Origin of the sequence: Streptomyces sp. NBC_00344 (assembly GCF_036088315.1) — a bacterium.
Lineage (GTDB): Bacteria > Actinomycetota > Actinomycetes > Streptomycetales > Streptomycetaceae > Streptomyces.
The window spans coordinates 5,738,352-5,760,611 of sequence record NZ_CP107996.1; the positions used below are offsets into that span (position 1 = coordinate 5,738,352).

Below are 22,260 nucleotides of genomic sequence, written 5' to 3' on the forward strand. Positions count from 1 at the left end.
GGGTCCGCCGAACCGGCCCGTCAGGCGGCCCTGCGGCGGCCCAATTATTTGAGGGCTAAGGTTTCCCTGTAGGCAGGGCGGGTGCGGTGAAAGGGAGGCTGCGGCGGATGACCGGGAAGAAGACGGCGGGCGCACATCAGGATGCCGTTGCGTCGATCATCGGGGACTGGGCGCGAGAGCGCCCCGAACTGGACACATCGCCGCTCGAGGTCCTTGCCCGGTTGCACCGGACCTTCCTCAGATACAGCACCCGGCTGACCGGCGCCATCGACCGGCACGGACTGTCGGTGGCGGGATTCGACGTACTGACCGCGCTGCGCAGGGCCGGTGCGCCCTACCGGCTGACGGCGGGCCAGCTCGCCGACTCGGGTCTGGTCTCGTCCGCCGGAGTGACCCTGCGCATAGACAGGCTGGAGAAGGACGGTCTGATCGTCCGCGAACGGGACGCCGAGGACCGGCGGGTCGTCTATTCGCGCCTGACCGACGCCGGACTCGCGAAGGTCGACGAGGTGTTCGCCGAGCATCTCGACAACGAACGGCGGATGCTCGGCGGACTCACCCCGGCCGAGTGCCGTCAGATGGCGCGGCTGCTGTCCCGGCTCGAACGGTCCATCACCGAGTCGGACGAGGACACGGCGGGCCCCGACGGCGCCGGGGGCTGAACCCGCCGCCGCGGCGGAAACCGGCCGCCGCACACCGGCGGCGCCGTCCCGGGCGGCCGCACGACGGTCACTGCCGGCCCGGGACGCGGGGCCGAGCTGCCTGACCGGTGCGCCGGCCGGCCGGCACGGGACCTCCGGCGGCGGACGGTCACCGTGTCTGGGCCAGCGCCGCCGCCTGGGCCTCGGCCTCCGTGCGGTAGAGCCGGCGCAACCGGACCACCCCGAGGTCGTGCTGGTACAGATTCTCGTGCTGGTCCGCATCGGCAGGCATGGCCTCCAGCATCACCCGGTCCTGTTCGAGCACCTCCCAGTGGCGCTTCTCGATCAGCGTCCGGTAGAGGAAGCGCCAGCTGTCCCGCTGCCAGCCCTGGACGTTGCGGTAGCGCCAGAAGAAGACACCCGTACGGCTCTCGTCCACCGGGCAGACCATGCCGACGATGCCGAACGGGCCGCCGGGGCCCGCCGACGGCGGGTAGGGGATGGACAGATCCACCCAGTCGACGCCGGTGCGGCACAGCTCGACCCAGTCGAAGTTCACGCCCCGCTGGTCGGTCTTCTCGAAGAAGTATCCGCGGCCGGTCTCCCGGATACGGAACTTCGCCGTGGTGTCCCCGTCGTACATGGTGTGCGACTCGTGGTGCAGGAACGCGCCGTGCATGGGGTCGAGCAGATTCTCCACCGCGTAGCGCCACGGACCGTTCCACTCGGCGTAGCAGAGGATCGCGTCGGTGCCGGGGTCCGTGAGGGGCTCGGGCAGGGTCAGCGGCGCCGGGTCGGGGTGCTGCTCGTCGCCGAAGTAGGCGAGGACCGCTCCGCCCACCTCCCGCACCGGCAGACTCCTGACCAGCTTCTTGCCCTCCAGATTGCATCCCGGCAGACCGGGCACCGAGGAGACGGTGCCGTCCGTCCGGACCTCGACACCGTGGTACCAGCAGGCCACCCGGTCGCCGAGGTGCTTGCCGAGCGAGAGGGGCGCCCCGCGGTGCGGGCAGCGGTCGGCGAGCATGCTCAGTGTGGAGTCCGAGCGCCGGAACAGCAGCCACTGCTCGCCGAGGACGGTGACCTTGCGCATGGCGCCCGGCGCCACGAAGTGAGACGGCACGACGGGATGCCACTGGTTGCGCAGCCCGGTCGCGTAGATGTGGTCGGCGGCAGGAGTCGTCATGTCACGCTCCCAGACGGTGGATCTCGGCACGGAAGGACTCCTCGGTCCACGGGGAGCCGTCCGGAGCATGGACCTGACGGGTATTCAGGCCTGATACCACATCGGTCAGTTCGTGGCCGTCCTTGGTGAAGACCTCTTCGAGTGTCGATGCGAGCTGGTATTCGTACGGCGTTGGCTCGTGGGTGCGTGACTGATGCACGTCCAGATAGGGCCAGTCGGTGGACACGGTGCCTCCAGAAGGGTTCAGAGATCGAGGACGAGGCGGCCGGACGCACAACGCGACACACAGATCATCATGGTCGTGTTCGAGCTGTGCTCGGCCTCGCTGAGGACGTAGTCGCGGTGATCGGGAACGCCGTCGAGCACCCGGGTCTCGCAGGTGCCGCAGATGCCGTCGCGGCAGGAACTTCCGACGCCGATCCCCGCGGCCTCGGCGGCCGCCAGGACGGAGGTGTCGCTCCCGACGGTCAGGGTCACCCCGGAGGCACGGCACTCGACCTCGAAGGAGGCGTCCGCGCCGGTGCGTTCGGTGACCGGGGCGGCGAAGCGCTCCACATGCAGAAGCCCGGCGGGACAACGGGCCTCCACCGCGGCGAGCAGCGGCTCGGGACCGCAGCAGTAGACCAGGGTGCCGGGTCCGGCACCGTCCAGCGCCTTCTCCAGGTCGATGTGGCCCAGCTCGTCCTGCGGATGGAACACCACGTCGCCGCCGGTCAGTGCGGCCAGTTCGGAGCCGAATGCCATGGACGCCCGGGAGCGCCCGCCGTGCACCAGCGTGTAGGGGATGCCGCGGCGGCCGGCCTCGCGGGCCATGGCCAGGATCGGGGTGATCCCGATCCCGCCCGCGATGAAGACGTAGCGGGCCGCGTCCAGCAGCTCGAAGCGGTTGCGCGGGCCGACGGCGGTGACCGTCAGGCCGGGCCGCAGCTGGGTGTGCACATACCGTGAACCGCCGCGCGACGACGGCTCGTTGAGGACACCGATCCGGTAGGAGGCCGGGTCGTGGGGGTCCCCGCACAGCGAGTACTGGCGGGTACGGCCGCCGACCTCCAGATCGAGATGGGCGCCTGGCTCCCAGCCGGGCAGCGGTTTGCCTTCCGGGTGGACGAGCTCGACGGCGAGAACACCTTCGGCCTCCCACGTCATGGTGCGTACAAGAAGTTCGAGCCGGAGCTCTCGGGGCGCGTCCATGGCGGCCTCCCTACGCGGTCGGAATCTTGACGGGCGGGGTGAACGGGTTCTTCATCGGGCCGAGCGCGGCCAGATCGACCTCGACCAGCACCGGGCCGCCCGAGGCGATCGCGTGTTCCAGGACGGGCTGTGCGTGCTCCGTTGCCCCGATTCGCGCGTACGGCAGACCGCAGGCCCGTGCCAGCAGCTCGAAGTCGGGCGTGACGAGATCCACCCCTGAGCGGCGACCGCCGTAGCGGTCCTGCATGTTGCGGAGCACGCCGTAACCGCCGTCGTTGAAGACGACCAGCGTCAGGGCGGGCCGTTCCTGGGCGAGAGTGAGGAGTTCACCGAGGTGAACCGCGAGCCCGCCGTCGCCGGCCATTACGACCGTGGGCCCGTCCGGGCGGGCGAGTGAGGCTCCGATGCCCATGCCGAGCCCCTGCCCGATGCCGCCGCCCCGCGGGAATACGTTGTCCCGGGGGTCGTACATCTCGAGCAGCCGGTTGCCCCAGCTGCTCGACGCGATGGTCACGTCACGGGCCACGACCGCGGCACGGGGCAGCGCCGCCCGTATCGCGTCGCAGATCGCGGCCTGCGGCCCTATGGCATCGTGCAGATCCGCCCGTACCTGGGCGCGTACGGCGGCCACCCGGCCGCTCCAGCCGGGCTCGGCCGCCACGGCGTTGGGCAGCAGGGCGTCCAGTACGTCGGGCGCGTGGCCGTGCAGGGCATGGCGTGCCGGGTAGACCCGGCCGGGCGCGTCGGCCGCGATGTCGATCTGGATATGGGCATCGGGGAGCACGAGACCGTAGTCGGCCGTTTCGTTGGAGCGGAAGTGCGTGCCGACCGTCAGCAGGACGTCCGCCTCGGCCAGCAGGGCGCGCCCCCCATCGGTTGTGGCGAAGTTACCGATCACCCGAGGGTGGTCCTCCGGTACCGCACCGCGCCCGGAGTTGGACGTCAGCAGACCGCCGCCCGTCGCGTCGAGCAGGGCGGCGAGCTGCCGCCCGGCACCGTTCGCACCGCCGCCCGCCCAGATCAGCGGGCGCCGGGCGGAGGCCAGCAGCGCGGCGGCGGAGCTGAGCTGGGCCGGGTCGGGAACCGGGTGCGCGGGCCGGGCCGTCTGTGCTCCGCTGTCGGTCTGCGCCGCGTACTGCAGGTTGACGGGCCACTCCACGCTGCCCGGGCCGCCGGGTGCCGTGAGCGCCGCCCGGGCCGCCTCGCGCAGGATCCGGCCTGCGTCGTCGGCCGATGTCACGGTCGCCGCGTACGCCGAGACCGCGCGCAGCATGGCGAGCTGGTCCTTGGTCTCATGGATGAAACCGCGGCCGCTGCCCAGGTAGGCGCTGTCGATCTGCCCGGTGACATGCAGGACAGCTGTCCCCGAGCTGAGCGACTCGACCAGAGAGCCGGCCGCGTTGCCGGCGCCCGTGCCCGTGGAGGTGAGCGCACAGCCGATGGAGCCGCGGGCCCGCCCGTAGGCGTCGGCCGCGTTGACGGCGGTGGCCTCGTGGCGCACGGGCACGAAACGCAGCTCCCGGTCGACGGCCTCGACCAGCGGCAGATTGTGCACACTGACGATGCCGAAGACGGTGTCGATGCCGAGCTCACGCAGGACGGCGACGAGGAGATCGCCTCCGGTGGTGTAACGCATGGTGGGTCTCCTCAGAGGATGGAGCGGCCGACGCCGCCGCAGACGTCGATGCCGGTGCCGGTGATGTACGAGGCGCGGGGGGACAGCAGGGACACCACCGCGTAGGCGACCTCGTCGGCGCGGCCGAGCCTGCCGAGGGCGATTCCGCGCTCGGCGGCGAGCGCCGCCTGCCACTGCTCGTACGGCAGTGCGCTGCCCGACGCGGCGTGGCGGCGAGTCCACTGCCCGGTGTCGATGAGTCCCAGGCAGACCGAGTTGACGCGGATCCCGTCCGCGGCCAGCTCCTGGGACAGCGACTTGGAGAGATTGAGAATCCCGGCGCGGGCCGCACTGGTGGTGATCAGCCGGGGCTCAGGCTGCTTGGCGAGAACCGCGTTGACGTTCACGACCGACGCGACCGCGGACGCGCGGAGGTGTTCGATCCCCGCGTGCAGCGGGTTGAGCACGCCCGCGAACTTCAGCTCCAGCTCGTCGCGCCAGTCATCGGCGGACGAGTCCGCGAAGTTCTTCATCCGTGACTGGCCCGCATTGTTGACCAGCCCGTCCAGTCCGCCGAAGTGCGCGGCGGCCCTGTCGGTGAACCGCCGCACCGCCTCGGCGTCCCGGACGTCGCAGAGGCCGGTCAGCAGCCGGTCGGAGCCGGCGCCGAGACCTGCGGCGGCCCGGGCGAGCCGGTCCGCGTCCCGGCCGCAGGTGGCGACCAGCGCGCCTTCGTCGAGCAGGGCGCGGACCGTGGCCAGGCCGACGCCCGAGCTTCCACCGGTCACCAGTACGGTGCGGTCGGCGAGGCCCAGATCCATATCAGGTACTCCGTGGTCAGTTCATCGTGAAGCCGCCGTTGACGGCGATCACTTGTCCGGTGAGATAACGGGACTCCTCGCTCAGCAGGAACGCGACGAGTCCCAGAAGGTCGTCCGGTTGCTGGGGACGGGAGATGGCCCGGTTGCTGCGGTAGAGCTGATGCCGATCGGCGGGTACGGACTCGGTCGCCTCGCCCTCGGTGATCCCGGGCGCCACCGCGTTGACGGTGATGCCGCGGTCGCCGAGCTCCCTGGCCATGGCCCGGGTGAGGGCGATGACGGCGCCCTTCGACGTGACGTAGTGGGCGAGCCGGGGCGAACCGTAGAGGGCGGCGTCCGACGCGAGGTGGACGATGCGTCCGCCGCCGTGGTCCAGCAGCTGGGGCAGCAGGGCCCGGGAGACCAGCCACGGCGAGCGGGCGTTGACCGCCATGAGGCGGTCCCACTCGGCCACCGTGATGTCCTGGAACTCCTTGCCGCCCACGCCGTTGGCGAGCGCGGCGTTGTTGACGAGTCCGTGCAGCGGACCGAGTTCCGCGACCCGCGCCGCCAGGGCGTCGACCGAGGCGGGCTCGGCCACGTCGCAGCGGACGAAGTGGGCGTCGATGCCGGCGGCACACAGCTCCCCGGTCGCCGACTCACCGCGCTCCGTGTCCACTTCGGCCAGCACGACCCGGAACCCGTCGGTGCCCGCCCGGCGGGCCATGGCCAGTCCCAGGCCACGGCCGGCGCCGGTGATGACGACAGTCGGCATCAGTCGCGGGTCACGCCGTGCATCGGCGAGTGCTCGGGGTAGGTCGGGACCTGCGGCTTGCGGGTGCCGATCACGACACAGAACAGGGCGTCGGTGTCGCCCTCGTTCTTCAGTGAACGGGCCACACCGGCCGGCACCACGATCATGTCGCGGTAACCGAGGGTCCGGTACTCGGACTCACCGTCACCCCGGTGGATGCCGACGCGGACCTGACCCTCCAGGACGAAGAACGCCTCCTCGACGTCGTGGTGCGTGTGCTCGGGCCCCTCGGCCCCCGGCGGCAGCAGCATGTTCGAGAAGGTGAAGCCGCCGGACGGCAGGATGCGGCTGTCGCCGTCGTGATTGCCGGTGGCCCCGGAGCCGACGTAGCGGATCTGGGCGCGGCGGTACTGCTCGCCGGCCTTCGCCTGGAACGCGAGAGTGTCCCAGTCGGGCTCGCGGGAGTCCTTCGTCGCGATCAGCGCGTCGGTGTACCGGGCGAGATCCCCGCCGTTGTCGTAGTCGGTGGTGCTGACAGGCATGATGTGCTCCTTATGGTGCGGGGCTGATCGGCCGCTCAGGGATCCGAGCGGTGATACGGAGGTGGGAGAGGGCCCAGGCGTTGAAGGCCTCGGGCTGCTCCTGGTTCGCCAGATGACCGGCGTCCTTGACGATCACGTAGGCGGACGTGTGGAGGGAGCCGGCGATGACCTGGCTCGCCCCGGGGCCGGTAACCGTGTCCTGGTCGCCGCAGAGGACGAGAGCGGGCGCCGTGACACCGGTGAGTTCGGCCCGGAGATCCGCTGCGGCCATCGATTCGGCCGCCCAGCCGTATCCGGGCAGCCGGACGGAGCCGGCCATGGTGTCGACGACCCTTCGCACCAGTGCGACGGGCGCCGCGGCGGAGACCAGCCGGGGACCGCGCCGCTCGGCGAAGGCCCGCGGGCCGGACTCGGCCAGTTCCGCGGCCCGCTGCCGCATCGCGCCGGCCTTCGCCGGATCCGTTCCGGAACCCGCACTGGAGTCGGCGATGATCAGGGAGTCGACGAGTCCCGGGTGGCGGGAGGCGAGCCGCAGAGCGATCACTCCGCCCCAGGACACGCCCAGCACATGGGCGCGTCCACCGTGTTCCGCGATGAGCGCCGCAGCGGTGTCCGCGTAGTCGTCCAGCGTCAACGCGCCCTGCGGGTCGGCGGACCGGGCGTATCCGGGAGCGTCCCAGGCCAGGACCCTCAGGTACGCCGACAGCTCGGCGAGCTGCGGTGCGAAGGCGGCGGACGACGAGCCGATGCCGTGCAGGCACAGCAGCAGCGGCCCTTCTGCCCCCGCCTGCTCCACATGCACTCCGGCGGTCACAGGATCTGTCCCGTCCGCCCGGCGATCGCACCCAGGCTGCGCAGTACGGCGTACGGCACGACCTGGCTGGTCGCGGGGTTGACGGGGTCGGGGAGATGCGCGGCCTCGAAGCGGTAGCTGCCGTGCGGGCCCGCCGCCTCGATGACATGGCGGGTGCGGTGTGCACCGGGGTCGGCGACAACCCGCACCCGCACGGCGTCCAGGTCTCCGACGGCCAGGGCCACGGACGCCGCCACGTTGGTGGACTTCGGGAACTTCACCGGGATGTCGCGGGCGGTGCCCGACAGGACCTCGACGGGACCGGTCGCCGTCCGCAGACGGGCCAGCAACGCCTCGTCCATCCATGGCTGTTCGAGGGTGGACGGCAGTTTGGTCGTGGTCAGCCGTACGTCGTGCAGCGGTCCGAGGCGGCAGACCGCCTGGAGCAGATCGAGACCTCCGACGGCGCCGGAGGTGAAGTACACCCGGCCGGGCCCCGCGCTCAGCAGCCGCTTCTTCAGCTCCTCGTCGGTGAGCGCGCCGGTCGATGCGATCAGCAGGTCGGTGCCGGAACGCAGGATGCGCTCCGCCCATTCCCGTACGACACCCTGGCCCGCGGCCTCGACGATCAAGTCGCAGCACTCCAGCGCCTCTTCGAAGGTGAGCTGCGGGGCGGGCGCCGTGCCCAGCGCGCGGTTGTCCACGACACAGACGAGTTCGGCGCCTTCGACGGCGCCTCCGGCGAGGGCGGAGCCCACCACGCGGCCGATGGCGCCCCAGCCGACGAGTCCCACCTTGAGAGTCATGCGGAAACCTCCTCGGAGGAGAGGGAGCAGGGGCCGGCGGTGGTCAGGGGGCCGGGGTCCGGGGAGCCCGCCATGCTGCGGCGGATCTCCGGCGAGGGCGGCCCGGCGGTGCCCCAGAGGTCGGAGAGTTCGGGACTGCGGCGCCACACCCGGGCGATCCAGGTGTCCTCGACGATCTGTGCGACCTCCGATGTGTATTCGCAGACGAGCCCGGACGGGTCGGTGAAGTACGAGAAGGTGTTGTCACCCGGACCGTGCCGGCCCGGTCCCCACTGCGGAGTGATGCCGTGGTGTCGCAGACGTCCCAGCCCCCTCATGAAGTGGTCGACCGAACTCATCTCGTACGCGACGTGGTTGATCGAGGCCCACTCGGCCTGGTTGAAGGCGATGCAGTGGTGGTCGGAGTTGCAGCGCAGGAACGCCATCTGGTGCTCGGACCAGTCGGAGACCCGCAGGCCCAGCACGTCGCGGTAGAAGGCGACGGACGCGTCGATGTCCGCGGTGTTGAGCACGGCATGCGTGACGCCGACCGGCACCGCTTCGTCCCGGCCGCGCGGCGCCACCGCATCGACCTGTGCGCTGATCTCGATCAGCCGCTGCTCGGGGTCGGTGAAGCGCAGACCGTAGCCGCCGCCCACCTGGTCGAGCGGCCCCGGCCCCGAGAGGGGTGTGATGCCGTGGGCCGGCAGCCGCCGGGCAGCCTCGTCGACCTCGGCCGGCGTCGCGACGGCGAACGCGATACGGCCGAGCCCGGTGCGGTCGGCGCGGGTGAGATGCAGGACGTGATGTTCCGCGCCGCTGCCGCGCAGCCAGCGCGCGCCGCCGTCGGACTCGACGGACTCCAGGCCCCAGACCTCCTGATAGAAGTCGGCGGCCTCGCTGAATGCGGGGGTGAGCAGCTCGACGTGGCGAAGGGAACGCAGCCGGGCTATGGGCGGTTGAAGCATGGCAGTCTCCAGACAGGCGTACGGGCGTGCGCGGCTAGTTGGCCCAGGGGAGCGGAGCGTCCGATGTGCCCCAGTAGAGGGACTTCTGGCGCTGATAGGCGCGGATGCCGTCGCGGCTCTTCTCCCGGCCGAGACCGCTGTCCTTCAGGCCGCCGAAAGGAGTGGTGATGCTGAACTGCTTGTAGGTGTTGATCCAGACGGTGCCCGCATCGATCCGGCGGGCGATCCGCCAGGCGGCCCGGTGGTCACGGGTCCAGATGCCGCAGGCCAGTCCGTACACCGAGTCGTTGGCCTGCCGTACGAGGTCCTCCTCGCCGTCGAAATCCAGCGCGACGAGCACCGGACCGAAGATCTCCTCCTGGCAGGTGAGCGAGGTGTTGTCGAGCCCCGCGAGCACGGTCGGCAGGTAGTAGGCGCCGTCGCGGTAGGCATCCCCTGGCGGCACCGAACCCCCGCAGAGCACGCGTGCACCCTCGCCGCGCGCCCGTTCCACATGGGCGGCGACGGAGTCCCGGTGCTTGTGGTGCACGAGTGGTGCCACCTGGGTGTCCGGAGCCGTGCCGGGACCGACCCGCAGCTCTTCCACCCGTTCGACGAGCCGGCCGACGAACGAGTCGTACAGTTCGCGGGCCACGAAGAGCCGTGAACCGGCGACGCAGGACTGGCCGCTGGACGAGAAGATGCCGAACATCACTCCGGCCAGGGCCTGTTCGATGTCGGCGTCGGCGAGCACGATCGTCGGGGACTTGCCCCCGAGCTCCAGCGACACCGGCATGAGCTTCTCCGCCGCGGCATGCGCGATGGTCCGTCCGGTGTCCGTGCCGCCGGTGAAGGTGACCTTGCCGGTGAGCGGATGGCGCACGATGGCGTCCCCCACGACGCTGCCGCGCCCCGGCAGCACCGACAGCAGCCCTGCGGGCAGGCCGAGTTCGCCGATGGCCCGGGTGATCAGACGGCCCAGTGCGAGGGAGACCAGCGGGGTCCACTCGGCGGGCTTGAGCAGCACCGCGTTGCCGCCGGCGAGCGCGGGGGCGAGCTTCTGCGCATCGCTGGCGACGGGGGAGTTCCAGGGGTTGATCGCGCCGACCACACCGATGGGTTCGTACCGGCTCATGGTGACGTAGTCGCCGCGTGAGGGGGTGATCGCCTCTTCGGCGGTCTCGAGTGCGGCCGCCGTGTAGCGGAAGGTCCCGGCGGCGCTGGCCACCAGGGCGCGCGTCTCGGTGAGGGCCTTGCCGGTGTCGGCGGTCTGGAGGGCGGCCAGGTGTTCGGCCGATTCGTCGATCAGATCGGCTGTCCGGTGCAGGAGCCGGGCGCGCAGGTGCGGAAGGAGCGACCGCCAGGCGGGATCCGCCGCGGCGCGGGCCGCTCCCTCGGCTGCCTCGTCGACCTCTGCCACGGACACGGCGTGCACGGTGGCCAGCACCAAGCCGGTGGCGGGGTCGACGGTCTCGGCCGGAGCGCCGGCACCGCGGCGCCACTGGCCGGCAATGAGTGCTTCGTCGGGCACAGCGGCGGCTGGGGACCGGAGCATGCGGGAGCCTCCTTGCGGGGCCGGATTTGAGTGAGTGCTAGAAATCTAAGGGCTTAACTAATTTAGCGCAAGGTCCAACCGGATGATGATTTCCCAGTGGAGGCTCTTGACGTACGCCGGTAGTCAAGCGATACAACTTAAGCCCTAAGAGACTTACGCCTAACGCGCTTCATCGGCAGGGTGTCCCCGAACCCTGTGGAACGACGCGTTCCGCCCCCAGCGCTCGCCCTCGTCCCCTCATCCGCGGAGTCGGAGGACCCTGCATGACGATCGACGCTTCCCCCGACCTTGCCCTCCGGGCGGCGATTGCCGCCCGCTTCGAACGGCTGCCCATGAGCCGCTGGCATGTCACCGTGCGGCTCATCGTGGGCGCCGTGACCTTCTTCGAGGCATTCGACCAGCTCCTGATCGCCTACGCCCTGCCGCAGATGCGCGACGAGTGGCATCTGACCACGTCGGCCACCACCTGGCTGCTCACCGTCGGATCGATCGGCATGCTCGCCGGTGCGCTGCTCTCCGGCCGGCTCGCCGACCGGATCGGCCGGGTCAAGGTCATCGTCCTGTGCGTGGGACTCTCCAGCCTCGCCAATCTGGCCCTGGCCGCCACCACGTCACCGGACTCCTTCATGGCCGTCCGCTTCGTTCAGGGCCTGGCCATCGGAGGCGAGGTTCCGGTGGCCGCCACTTTCATCGCCGAGATCACCCGTAGCCACCGCCGCGGCCGTTTCGTCCTGCTGTACGAGCTGGTCTTCCCCGCGGGGCTCACCGTGGGCGCGCTGGTCGCCGCCTGGGTCGTGCCTCTGCTCGGCTGGCGCTGGATGTACGTCATCGCAGCCGTGCCCGGCGTGCTCTGCGTCCTGGTCCAGCGGGCCGTGCCGGAATCGCCGCGCTGGCTCGCCGAGCACGGCAGGGACGAGGAGGCCGCCGCCGTGATGTCGAGGATCGAGGCCGAGGTGGGACGGGCCACCGGTGAGCCGCTTCCTCCGGTACCCGCCACGCCCCCCGTCGGCCCCGGCCGCCCGGCTGGACCCTCCGGGCAGGCCGCCGACGGCCTGCGGGGGCTCTTCACCGGCCGCTACCGCCGTCGCACCCTGGTGATCGGCGCTCTCTGGTTCACGGGTTACTTCGTCAACTACGGCATCACCTCATGGCTGCCGACGATCTACCGCAACCGCTACGACCTGACGCTCTCCGACGCGCTGCTCTGTTCGACGGTGACATCCTGTGCCGGTCTCCTCGGCTGTCTGGCCGTCGCGCTGACCGTGGACCGCGCCGGACGCAGGCGGGTCATCACCGTCTCCCTCACCGGGTCCGCCGTCGTCCTGTTCGTTCTCGCCTGCCTCGGCGCGCACACCCCGGCCCAGGTGCTGGTGTGGACCTCCCTCGCGGCGGTCTTCCTCTTCGGATCCAATATCTGCCTGTACCTGTACACACCGGAGCTCTTCCCGACCAGGATGCGGGCCCTGGGCAGCAGTGTCGGCGGCGCGCTGAACCGTCTCGGGGTCATCCTGGGACCGATCGTCGTCGGCATGGTGTACGCGGGCGGCCGCGTCTCCCTCGTGTTCGCGGTGCTCGGCGCGGTCGCTCTGGCGGGTGCCGTCGTCGCCGTGTTCGGCGCGGACGAGACAGCGGGCCGGGCCCTGGAAGAGGTCTCACCCTGATGGTGGCCCGTCCGGTGCGGGCGGACCGGAAAAGGGGTGCGGGGCGGCCTTCCCCCGGAAGGCCGCCCCGCACCCCTGCGGTGCTCAGTTCCTGCCGAGCAGGTCCTCGACCTCGGACCGCACCTCGTCCGTCGCCAGTCCGCGGATCGTCAGCGTGGTACGGCGGCGCAGTACGTCGTCGGCGGTCTCCGCCCACTCGTGGTCGCGGGCGTAGACGACCTGCGCCCAGATCTCCGGGGCATCCGGGTGGATGCGCCGGGACAGCGCCGGGTCCTCGTTCGCGAGCCGGGCGATGTCGAAGGCGAGCGAACCGTAGTGCGTGGCCAGGTGCCGCGCGGTGTCGGCCGCCATCTCCGGTCCCTGCGTGCCGCCGTCCGCCAGCAGCCGGTGCGCGACCGCGTTCGGGTTGGCGATGCCGGGCAGCGGCTGCTTCTTGGGCAGACGCGAGATCGGCTCCATGTCCTCGCCCAGCGGGTGTCCCGGCAGGTCGGCGAGCTTGTTCATCACCGTGCGGCCGATGTGCCGGAACGTCGTCCACTTGCCGCCGGCCACCGACAGCATGCCGCCGCGTCCCTCGGTGACGACCGTCTCCCGCTTCGCCTTCGAGGTGTCGCCCGGTCCCCCAGGCAGCACCCGCAGACCCGCGAACGAGTAGGTGATCAGATCACGCGAGAGCTGCTGGTCGCGGACCGAGAACGCGGCCTCGTCCAGGATCTGGGCGATGTCCTTCTCGGTGACCCGGACATCGGCCGGGTCACCCTCGTATTCCTCGTCGGTGGTACCGAGCAGCAGCTGGTCCTCCCAGGGGAGGGCGAAGGTGATCCGGTACTTGTCGATCGGCGTCGCCAGCGCGGCCCGCCAGGGGGAGGTGCGCTTCAGCACCAGATGCGCGCCCTTGGAGAGGCGGATGGAAGGAGCCGCCTCCGGGTCCTCCAGCTTGCGCAGATGGTCGACCCACGGCCCGGTGGCGTTCAGTACCAGCCGGGCGCTCACACCGAACTCTTCTCCGTCGAGACGGTCCTTGAGCTCGGCGCCGGTCACCCTGCCCCGGGTGAAGCGGAGGCCGGTGACCTCCGCGTGGTTGAGCACGGTGGCGCCGGATTCGACGGCGGCACGCACCGTCATCAGAGCCATCCGCGCGTCGTTCATCTGGTCGTCGCCGTAGACGGCGACGGCCTTCAGGTTGTCCGTACGAAGCTCGGGAACATCACGCTGCGCCCGGGACGGGGATATGACGTGGCCGACCCCGTCACCGAAGGCGGAGAGCGCCGAATAGGCGAAAACACCCGCGCCGAGCTTGGCCGCACCGTGCGGCCCGCCCTTGTACACCGGCAGATAGAAGGTGAGCGGATTGGCCAGGTGGGGGGCGACGTCACGGGAGACAGCGCGGCGCTCGAAGTGATTCTCGGCGACCAGCTTCACCGCACCGGTCTGGAGGTAGCGCAGTCCGCCGTGGAGCAGCTTGGACGAGGCGGATGAGGTGGCGCCGGCGAAGTCGCCGGCATCCACCAGGGCCACCCGCAGCCCGGACTGCGCCGCATGCCAGGCGGTGGAGATGCCCAGGATGCCGCCGCCGATCACCAGGAGGTCGTACGTCGCCTTGGAGAGCTGCTCCCGAGTCTCGGCTCGGCTCGGAAGGGAGCCGGAGGCCGGGTGCGTCCCGAGTGCCGGGACGCTCTGCAGGGTGGTCATGTTTTTTACTCCTCGTCCTCGAGCCAGTCCATGGTCCGCTGTACGGCCTTGAGCCAGCTCTTGTACTCGCGGTCACGGACGTCTGCGTCCATGTGCGGTGTCCACTCGGCGGCCCTGCGCCAGTTGGCGCGCAGGGCGTCGGTGTCCGGCCAGAAGCCGACGGCGAGTCCGGCGGCGTAGGCAGCGCCGAGGCAGGTCGTCTCGGCCACCATCGGGCGCACCACCGGTGCGTCCAGGAAGTCGGAGAGCGTCTGCATCAGCAGGTTGTTGGAGGTCATTCCGCCGTCGACCTTGAGCGCGGTCAGCTCGACGCCGGAGTCCTTGGTCATCGCGTCGCTGATCTCGCGGGTCTGCCAGGCGGTCGCCTCGAGCACAGCCCTGGCGATGTGCGCCTTGGTGACATAGCGGGTCAGACCCGCGATCACGCCGCGGGCGTCCGGGCGCCAGTACGGGGCGAAGAGACCGGAGAAGGCGGGGACGAAGTACGCGCCGCCGTTGTCCTCCACCGAGGAGGCCAGCGTCTCGACCTCGGCCGCGCTGTTGATGATTCCCATCTGGTCGCGCAGCCACTGGACGAGCGAACCGGTGACGGCGATCGACCCCTCGAGCGCGTACACCGCCTTCTGGTCGCCGATCCGGTAGCCGACCGTGGTGAGCAGCCCGTTGTACGAGTTGACGGGCGTGTCGCCGGTGTTCATCAGCATGAAGGTGCCGGTGCCGTACGTCGACTTGGCCTCGCCCTCGGAGAAACAGGTCTGGCCGAACAGCGCCGCCTGCTGGTCGCCGAGCGCGGAGGCGACGGGCACACCCGCCAGCGCACCGCTCGCGGCCGTTCCGTACACCTCGGCGGATGAGCGGATCTCGGGCAGCACGGCCGCCGGGATGCCGATGGAGGCGAGGATCTTCTCGTCCCACTCCATGCGGTGCAGGTTCATCAGCAGCGTGCGGGACGCGTTGGTGACGTCGGTGACGTGGACGCCGCCGTTCACACCGCCCGTCAGGTTCCAGATGACCCAGGAGTCCATGGTGCCGAAGAGGATGTCGCCGGCCTCGGCGCGCTCACGCAGGCCATCGACGTTGTCCAGCAGCCAGCGGATCTTCGGCCCGGCGAAGTACGAGGCCAGCGGCAGGCCGGTCTCGCGGCGGAAGCGGTCCTGGCCGACGTTGCGGCCGAGCTCCCGGCAGAGGGCGTCGGTGCGGGTGTCCTGCCAGACGATGGCGTTGTGGACCGGCTTGCCTGTGGTCCTGTCCCAGAGCAGCGTGGTCTCGCGCTGGTTGGTGATGCCGATCGCCTTGACGTCGGCGGCGGTGATGCCGGCCTTCTCGACCGCACTGTCCACGACCTGCTGGACGTTGGTCCAGATCTCGGCCGCGTTGTGCTCGACCCAGCCGGGCTTCGGGAAGATCTGCTCGTGTTCCTTCTGGTCGACGGAGACGATCCTGCCGTCCTTGTCGAACACGATGCAGCGGCTGGAGGTGGTGCCCTGGTCGATGGCCGCGATGAACGGCCCCGTGGTGTGAGCGTCAGTGGTCACGGTGTGCTCCGAAAGTCCGAAGGGGAGTGGTCGTCAGTACCGGTTCTCGGCTGGGGGCTCACGTGAACGCGAGGTTGTAGAGACCGCCCGCGAGAGCGCCGCCTATCAACGGTCCTGCCACGGGTATCCATGCGTAGCTCCAGTCCGAGCCGCCCTTGTTGGGCAGAGGCAGCAGCGCGTGCACAATGCGCGGACCCAGGTCACGGACCGGGTTGATGGCGTAGCCGGTCGGCCCGCCGAGCGACAGGCCGATGGAGACGACGACCAGCGCGGTGATCAGCGCGCCGAGCGCGCCCAGGCCGTTGCCCTTGTCGTTCAGGCCCTGGGTGAGGATCGCCAGTACCAGTACGGCGGTACCGATGATCTCCGTAGCCATATTCTGCACCGCGTTGCGGATCTCCGGCGCGGTGAAGAAGACACCGCCGACCGGGCCGGGCCCCACTGGCCCCGCTGTGGCCTTGAGCTCCGGGCCGGACACGTGCTTCTCAACGAGTTCCGGGTCGGTCAGATGGGCCTGGAAGTGTCCGTAGTAGGCGACCCACACGAGGACCGCGCCGATCATGGCGCCGAACAGCTGGGAGACGAGATACAGGGGCACATCGCTCCACGGGGTGCCGCCCTCTATGGCGAGCCCTATGGTGACCGCCGGGTTGAGGTGGGCGCCCGAGACGCTGCCGGCGATGTACGCAGCCGTGAGCACCGCGAAACCCCACCCGAACGTGATGGCGAGCCATCCCGCGTCCTTGGCCTTCGAGCGCTTGAGTGTTACTGCGGCGCACACGCCGGCGCCGAGCAGTACGAGCACGGCGGTACCTATGGTCTCGCCGATGAAGATGTCGGAGCTGGACACCCGCGACTCCTTTGTCCTTCGTCCAGGGGAAGCCGGACGCCGGGTTTCCTCCGGTCGTCCGCGCCCTCAGGTGAGGGCGTTAGCGGCCCTTGGCGCTGTCACACTCTAACGCTTATTTCCGGTAGGTGTTCGACAATGCCGACCGATGAACGGCAGTTTTGTCCGACGGTCGATAAACGTCAAGAGTCTGCGCCCGGAAACTCGGTCACGGTTCGTACCTGCCGTGCCGGGGGTGGTGCGCGGCCTGCCTCAGAAGCGGCTGGCGCCCAGGTCCCGCGAGACGGAACGGGCGCAGTCGCGCACCGCCGCGACCAGCTCGGAGCGCAGTTCGCCCTCCTGGCAGACCCGTTCCACGGCTCCGGTGACGGCGACGGCGCCGACGGGCATCCGGCGGCGGTCGTGGATGGGAGCGGCCACCGATGCCACACCCTCCCAGGTCTCCTCGACGTCGGCGGCCCAGCCGCGCGCCCTGGTCATGTCGAGCAGGGACTCGAACGCGTCCAGTTCGCTGACGGTGCGCGTGGTGAAGGTCTTGCGCTCGGTCTCGAGGGCCTCGCTGTGCGCCACCGGGTCGAAGGCCGAGAGCACCTTGCCCAGTGCGCTGGAGTGCAGCGGCTGCATGGCCCCGACCTCCAGCACCTGCCGGCTGTCGTCCGGCCGGAAGACATGGTGGACGATCAGGACGCCGTGCTGGTGCAGCACGCCCAGATAGACGCTCTCCCCGCTGGAGCGGGCCAGGTCGTCGGTCCAGACGAGGGCGCGCGCCCGGAGCTCGTGCACATCGAGATAGCTGTTGCCGAGCCGGAGCAGTTCGGCGCCCAGCTGGTAGCGGCCGGATGCCGCGTCCTGTTCGACGAAGCCCTCGTGCTGAAGGGTGCGCAGGATGCCGTGGGCCGTGCCCTTGGCCAGGTCGAGTGAGGAGGCGATGTCGGAAAGGCCGAGCCGTCGCTCGCCGCCCGCGAGCAGCCTCAGCATCGCAGCCGCCCGTTCCAGGGACTGAATGTTCTTAGCCATCGCCCGGCCACCCTCCACTCTGTTCGGCAATGCTGAACACTATCGGCCGATGCCGACCAGTGTCACCCGGAGTGGGGCACATGGATACCCGGGGGGACCGGCTGCCCTCCGGATCCGAGGCAGCCGTCCGCCCCGTGGGACGCCGCGCCGTCGGCACGCCGTCCCCGTTACCCTGGCCGGGTGCGTCATCCTGCCGGAGGGCGCAAAGCCGACAGCCGTCGCATCCCAGGGAGTACATTCCATGGCCTCGTTGCCGACCCCTTCCCCTGACAGCCGGACCCGAGTGGACGCACTCCGTGAGGCGCTCGCCACCCGAGTGGTGGTGGCGGACGGCGCCATGGGCACCATGCTCCAGGCGCAGGATCCCACCCTCGAGGACTTCCAGAACCTCGAAGGCTGCAACGAGATCCTCAATGTGACCAGGCCGGACATCGTCCGTTCGGTCCATCAGGAGTACTTCGCCGTCGGCGTCGACTGTGTGGAGACGAACACCTTCGGCGCGAACCTTGCGGCGCTGGGCGAGTACGACATCCCCGACCGTGTCTTCGAGCTCTCCGAGTCCGGTGCGCGCATCGCCCGCGAGGTCGCCGACGAGTTCACCGCCTCGACCGGACAGCAGCGCTGGGTGCTCGGCTCGATGGGCCCCGGCACCAAGCTGCCGACGCTGGGCCACGCCCCGTACGACAAGCTCCGGGACGCCTACCAGCAGAACGCCGAAGGCATGATCGCGGGCGGCGCCGACGCGTTGCTCGTCGAGACCACCCAGGACCTGCTCCAGACCAAGGCCTCCGTCATCGGCGCCCGCCGCGCCCTGGAGGCCACCGGCGCGAACCTCCCGCTGATCTGCTCGGTCACCGTGGAGACCACCGGCACCATGCTGCTCGGCTCCGAGATCGGTGCGGCGCTCACCGCGCTGGAACCGCTGGGCATCGACATGATCGGGCTGAACTGCGCGACAGGTCCCGCCGAGATGAGTGAGCACCTGCGCTACCTCGCCCGGCACTCCCGCGTCCCGATCTCCTGCATGCCCAATGCCGGCCTGCCGGTGCTCGGCAAGAACGGCGCGCACTACCCGCTCTCCCCGGAGCAGCTGGCCGACGCCCAGGAGACCTTCGTCCGCGAGTACGGGCTGTCCCTGGTCGGCGGATGCTGCGGCACCACGCCCGAGCATCTGCGCCAGGTCGTCGAGCGGGTACGGGACACCGTCCCCACCGTGCGTGAACCACGCCCCGAGCCGGGAGCCGCGTCGCTCTACCAGAGCGTGGCCTTCCGCCAGGACACCTCGTATCTCGCGATCGGCGAGCGGACGAACGCCAACGGGTCCAAGAAGTTCCGCGAGGCCATGCTGGACGGCCGCTGGGACGACTGCGTGGAGATGGCCCGTGACCAGATCCGCGAAGGCGCGCACCTGCTCGACCTCTGCGTCGACTACGTCGGCCGCGACGGTGTCGCGGACATGTCGGAACTGGCCGGCCGCTTCGCGACCGCGTCGACCCTGCCGATCGTGCTGGACTCCACGGAGGTGCCCGTACTGCGGGCCGGCCTGGAGAAGCTCGGCGGCCGGGCCGTTCTCAACTCGGTCAACTACGAGGACGGCGACGGACCGGAGTCGCGCTTCGCCAAGGTCACCGCGCTGGCCGTCGAGCACGGCGCCGCGCTGATCGCGCTGACCATCGACGAGGAGGGCCAGGCCCGTACCGTCGAGCACAAGGTCGCCGTCGCCGAGCGGCTCATCGAGGACCTCACGGCCAACTGGGGTGTGCGCGAGCCCGACATCCTCATCGACACCCTGACCTTCACCATCTGCACCGGTCAGGAGGAGTCCCGGGGAGATGGCGCCGCCACCATCGGGGCCATCCGCGAACTCAAGCGCCGCCACCCGGACGTCCAGACGACGCTGGGCCTCTCCAACATCTCCTTCGGACTCAATCCGGCGGCCCGGGTCGTACTCAACTCCGTCTTCCTGGACGAATGCGTCAAGGCAGGCCTCGACTCCGCGATCGTGCACGCAAGCAAGATCCTCCCGATCGCCCGCCTGGAGGAGGATCAGGTCAAGGTCGCGCTCGATCTGATCTACGACCGCCGGGCCGAGGGATACGACCCGCTGCAGAAGCTCATGGAGCTCTTCGAGGGCGTCAACATGAAGTCGATGAAGGAGGGCAGGGCGGAGGAACTGCTCGCCCTTCCGCTCGACGAACGGCTCCAGCGCCGCATCATCGACGGCGAGAAGAACGGCCTGGAGACCGATCTCACCGAGGCGCTGGAGACCCGCCCCGCGCTCGAGATCGTCAATGACACCCTGCTCGCCGGTATGAAGGTGGTCGGCGAGCTGTTCGGATCCGGACAGATGCAGCTGCCCTTCGTGCTGCAGTCCGCCGAGGTCATGAAGACCGCGGTGGCCTATCTGGAACCGCACATGGAGAAGACCGACGACGACGGCAAGGGCACCATCGTCCTCGCCACGGTGCGCGGCGATGTCCACGACATCGGCAAGAACCTGGTGGACATCATCCTCTCCAACAACGGCTACAACGTGGTCAACCTGGGCATCAAGCAGCCTGTCTCGTCGATCCTGGAGGCGGCCGAGGAGCACCGGGCCGACGTCATCGGGATGTCCGGGCTGCTGGTCAAGTCGACCGTGATCATGAAGGAGAACCTGGAGGAGCTCAACCAGCGCAAGCTGGCCGCCGACTTCCCGGTGATCCTCGGTGGAGCGGCGCTGACCCGGGCGTACGTCGAGCAGGACCTCCACGAGATCTACGAGGGCGAGGTCCGCTACGCGCGCGACGCCTTCGAGGGGCTGCGGCTGATGGACGCCCTGATCGCGGTCAAGCGCGGCGTACCGGGGGCAACGCTGCCCGAGCTCAAGCAGCGCCGGGTTCCCAAGCGCGATCAGGCGGTGGTCCTCGAGGCCGAGGAGGCGGAGGGGTCGGTGCGCTCGGACGTCGCCATCGACAACCCGGTCCCGGAGCCGCCCTTCTGGGGCAGCAGGGTGGTCAAGGGCATCCAGCTCAAGGAGTACGCGACCTGGCTCGACGAGGGCGCGCTCTTCAAGGGCCAGTGGGGGCTCAAGGAGGCCCGTAAGGGCGACGGCCCCAGCTACGAGGAGCTGGTGGAGACCGAGGGCCGCCCGCATCTGCGCGGCTGGCTCGATCAGCTGCACACCGAGAACATGCTGGAGGCGGCCGTCGTCTACGGCTACTACCCCTGTGTGTCCAAGGGCGACGACCTGATCCTGCTCAACGACGACGGCAGCGAGCGCACCCGCTTCACGTTCCCGCGCCAGCGCCGCGGACGCCGGCTCTGCCTGGCGGACTTCTTCCGGCCCGAGGAGTCGGGTGAGACCGATGTGATCGGCCTTCAGGTGGTCACGGTCGGTTCGAGGATCGGCGAGAGGACGGCCGAGCTCTTCGGGGCCAACGCCTACCGGGACTACCTCGAACTGCACGGCCTGTCCGTGCAGCTGGCCGAGGCGCTGGCCGAGTACTGGCACGCACGGGTGCGTTCCGAGCTCGGATACGCCGGTGAGGATCCCTCGGACGTCCAGGACATGTTCGCGCTGAAGTACCGGGGCGCGCGCTTCTCGCTCGGCTACGGCGCCTGCCCCGACCTGGAGGACCGGGCAAAGATCGCCGAGCTGCTGGAGCCCGAGCGGATCGGAGTGCACCTCTCCGAGGAGTTCCAGCTGCACCCCGAGCAGTCCACCGACGCGATCGTCATCCACCATCCCGAGGCGAAGTACTTCAACGCGCGGTAATCCGTCAGGACGTCGTACACTGGTCGGTCCAGTGCAGGCCGGTCGCTTCCCCACGCTGGGTGGGCGGCCGGCCTTCTCGTCCCTCCAGGAGGTGTGACCGGATGACCAGTACGGTCCCTGCGCTCAGTACCCGTATGGCCGAAGACTCCGCTCTGCAGGCCGTCCTCCTCGACATGGACGGCACCCTGGTGGACACCGAGGGCTTCTGGTGGGACGCGGAGGTGGAGGTCTTCGCAGGCCTCGGCCACCGGCTCGACGAAGGATGGCGCGACGTCGTGGTGGGCGGCCCGATGACCCGCAGCGCCGGCTACCTCATCGAGGTGACCGGAGCGGACATCACACTGCCCGAGATCACCGTGCTGCTCAACGACAGGTTCGAGGCGCGGATCTCCCGCGGGGTACCCCTGATGCCGGGGGCGCTGCGGCTGCTCACCGAGCTGGCCGCCCACCAGGTGCCCACCGCCCTCGTCTCGGCCTCGCACCGGCGCATCATCGACCGGGTCCTCGACTCGCTGGGCCCGGACAACTTCGCGCTGACGATCGCGGGCGACGAAGTGACCCGCACGAAGCCGCACCCGGAGCCGTATCTGGCCGCGGCGGCGGGCCTGGGCGCGGATCCCACACGCTGCGCGGTCATCGAGGACACCGCGACCGGGGTGGCCGCCGCGGAGGCCGCAGGCTGCCGTGTGGTGGCCGTCCCGTCGGTCGCGCCGATCGTCCCGGCGGGCGGCAGAGTGGTCCTGGCGTCGCTCGAACAGGTCGACCTGGCCTTTCTCAGGACCCTGGTCAACGGAATGCACTGAGTCGTGCACCGAGCGTGCTTCTTTAATTTCGGAGCCAACCAGCTTCGATCAATTGTGTGTATTCCGTGAGCACGGGGCCCGCAATTCCTGCTTTGCTAAAGCAGGAACTCGCGTGACGTTTATCACCCACGGGGGCGTC

At 70.0% G+C, this 22,260-nt stretch carries 19 protein-coding genes; 4 read left to right on the top strand and 15 right to left on the bottom strand.

Annotated features, from left to right (window positions below):
* Window positions 1-107 precede the first annotated feature (107 nt).
* Window positions 108-662 (top strand): MarR family winged helix-turn-helix transcriptional regulator, encoded by a 555-nt coding sequence (locus tag OHS16_RS25960; RefSeq protein WP_328539664.1) that lies wholly within the window; start codon window positions 108-110, stop codon window positions 660-662.
* Window positions 663-810: 148 nt separating this feature from the next.
* Here OHS16_RS25960 and OHS16_RS25965 read toward each other — a convergent pair whose 3' ends face one another.
* The 11 genes from OHS16_RS25965 to OHS16_RS26015 are packed head-to-tail and all read right to left on the bottom strand — an operon-like array spanning window position 811 to window position 10,809.
* Window positions 811-1,827, bottom strand: coding sequence for an aromatic ring-hydroxylating dioxygenase subunit alpha (locus tag OHS16_RS25965; protein ID WP_328540987.1), 1,017 nt, complete (start codon window positions 1,825-1,827; stop codon window positions 811-813).
* 1 nt (window position 1,828) lies between these two features.
* Window positions 1,829-2,053, bottom strand: coding sequence for a recombinase-like helix-turn-helix domain-containing protein (locus OHS16_RS25970; RefSeq protein WP_328539665.1), 225 nt, complete (start codon window positions 2,051-2,053; stop codon window positions 1,829-1,831).
* A gap of 17 nt (window positions 2,054-2,070) precedes the next feature.
* Window positions 2,071-3,018: a PDR/VanB family oxidoreductase gene (locus OHS16_RS25975; RefSeq protein WP_328539666.1), complete on the bottom strand. Its 948-nt coding sequence runs from the start codon at window positions 3,016-3,018 to the stop codon at window positions 2,071-2,073.
* A 10-nt stretch (window positions 3,019-3,028) separates the two neighbouring features.
* Window positions 3,029-4,654 (bottom strand): thiamine pyrophosphate-binding protein, encoded by a 1,626-nt coding sequence (locus tag OHS16_RS25980; RefSeq protein ID WP_328539667.1) that lies wholly within the window; start codon window positions 4,652-4,654, stop codon window positions 3,029-3,031.
* An 11-nt stretch (window positions 4,655-4,665) separates the two neighbouring features.
* Window positions 4,666-5,454: an SDR family oxidoreductase gene (locus tag OHS16_RS25985; protein ID WP_328539668.1), complete on the bottom strand. Its 789-nt coding sequence runs from the start codon at window positions 5,452-5,454 to the stop codon at window positions 4,666-4,668.
* A 16-nt stretch (window positions 5,455-5,470) separates the two neighbouring features.
* Window positions 5,471-6,208 carry an SDR family oxidoreductase gene (locus OHS16_RS25990; RefSeq protein WP_328539669.1) on the bottom strand — a complete coding sequence of 246 codons (738 nt, stop codon included), beginning with the start codon at window positions 6,206-6,208 and terminating at the stop codon, window positions 5,471-5,473.
* Window positions 6,208-6,729: a cupin domain-containing protein gene (locus OHS16_RS25995; RefSeq protein WP_328539670.1), complete on the bottom strand. Its 522-nt coding sequence runs from the start codon at window positions 6,727-6,729 to the stop codon at window positions 6,208-6,210. Before OHS16_RS25995 ends, OHS16_RS25990 begins: the two co-directional genes overlap by 1 nt.
* Window positions 6,730-6,739: 10 nt before the next feature.
* Window positions 6,740-7,543 (bottom strand): alpha/beta fold hydrolase, encoded by an 804-nt coding sequence (locus tag OHS16_RS26000; protein WP_328539671.1) that lies wholly within the window; start codon window positions 7,541-7,543, stop codon window positions 6,740-6,742.
* Window positions 7,540-8,328 carry an aspartate dehydrogenase domain-containing protein gene (locus tag OHS16_RS26005; protein ID WP_328539672.1) on the bottom strand — a complete coding sequence of 263 codons (789 nt, stop codon included), beginning with the start codon at window positions 8,326-8,328 and terminating at the stop codon, window positions 7,540-7,542. Before OHS16_RS26005 ends, OHS16_RS26000 begins: the two co-directional genes overlap by 4 nt.
* Window positions 8,325-9,275, bottom strand: a complete 951-nt coding sequence (locus OHS16_RS26010; RefSeq protein ID WP_328539673.1) for a VOC family protein — start codon at window positions 9,273-9,275, stop codon at window positions 8,325-8,327. The genes OHS16_RS26005 and OHS16_RS26010 overlap by 4 nt, the downstream gene beginning before the upstream one ends.
* Before the next feature lie 34 nt (window positions 9,276-9,309).
* Window positions 9,310-10,809, bottom strand: coding sequence for an aldehyde dehydrogenase family protein (locus tag OHS16_RS26015; RefSeq protein ID WP_328539674.1), 1,500 nt, complete (start codon window positions 10,807-10,809; stop codon window positions 9,310-9,312).
* A gap of 263 nt (window positions 10,810-11,072) precedes the next feature.
* Here OHS16_RS26015 and OHS16_RS26020 point away from each other — a divergent pair, with 263 nt between their 5' ends.
* On the top strand, window positions 11,073-12,470 hold the full coding sequence (locus OHS16_RS26020; protein ID WP_328539675.1) for an MFS transporter: 1,398 nt from the start codon (window positions 11,073-11,075) through the stop codon (window positions 12,468-12,470).
* Between the two features lie 84 nt (window positions 12,471-12,554).
* Here OHS16_RS26020 and OHS16_RS26025 read toward each other — a convergent pair whose 3' ends face one another.
* The 4 genes from OHS16_RS26025 to OHS16_RS26040 all read right to left on the bottom strand — a co-directional run bounded on the left by OHS16_RS26025 (window position 12,555) and on the right by OHS16_RS26040 (window position 17,561).
* Entirely contained in the window at window positions 12,555-14,162 is a 1,608-nt protein-coding gene (locus OHS16_RS26025; protein WP_328539676.1) for a glycerol-3-phosphate dehydrogenase/oxidase, read from the bottom strand.
* Between the two features lie 5 nt (window positions 14,163-14,167).
* Complete coding sequence (gene glpK / locus OHS16_RS26030; protein ID WP_328539677.1) at window positions 14,168-15,697, bottom strand: glycerol kinase GlpK; 1,530 nt, start codon at window positions 15,695-15,697, stop codon at window positions 14,168-14,170.
* Window positions 15,698-15,755: 58 nt separating this feature from the next.
* Entirely contained in the window at window positions 15,756-16,547 is a 792-nt protein-coding gene (locus tag OHS16_RS26035) for an MIP/aquaporin family protein (RefSeq protein ID WP_328539678.1), read from the bottom strand.
* A 249-nt stretch (window positions 16,548-16,796) separates the two neighbouring features.
* Window positions 16,797-17,561: an IclR family transcriptional regulator gene (locus tag OHS16_RS26040; RefSeq protein WP_328539679.1), complete on the bottom strand. Its 765-nt coding sequence runs from the start codon at window positions 17,559-17,561 to the stop codon at window positions 16,797-16,799.
* 241 nt (window positions 17,562-17,802) lie between these two features.
* On the opposite strand from OHS16_RS26040, the gene metH reads away from it, so the two are divergent.
* Together metH and OHS16_RS26050 are read left to right on the top strand one after the other, a co-directional pair.
* Window positions 17,803-21,318, top strand: a complete 3,516-nt coding sequence (gene metH, locus OHS16_RS26045; protein WP_328539680.1) for a methionine synthase — start codon at window positions 17,803-17,805, stop codon at window positions 21,316-21,318.
* Between the two features lie 101 nt (window positions 21,319-21,419).
* A complete protein-coding gene (locus tag OHS16_RS26050; protein WP_328539681.1) occupies window positions 21,420-22,121 on the top strand; it encodes an HAD family hydrolase in 702 nt (233 codons plus the stop codon).
* Window positions 22,122-22,260: the final 139 nt, after the last annotated feature.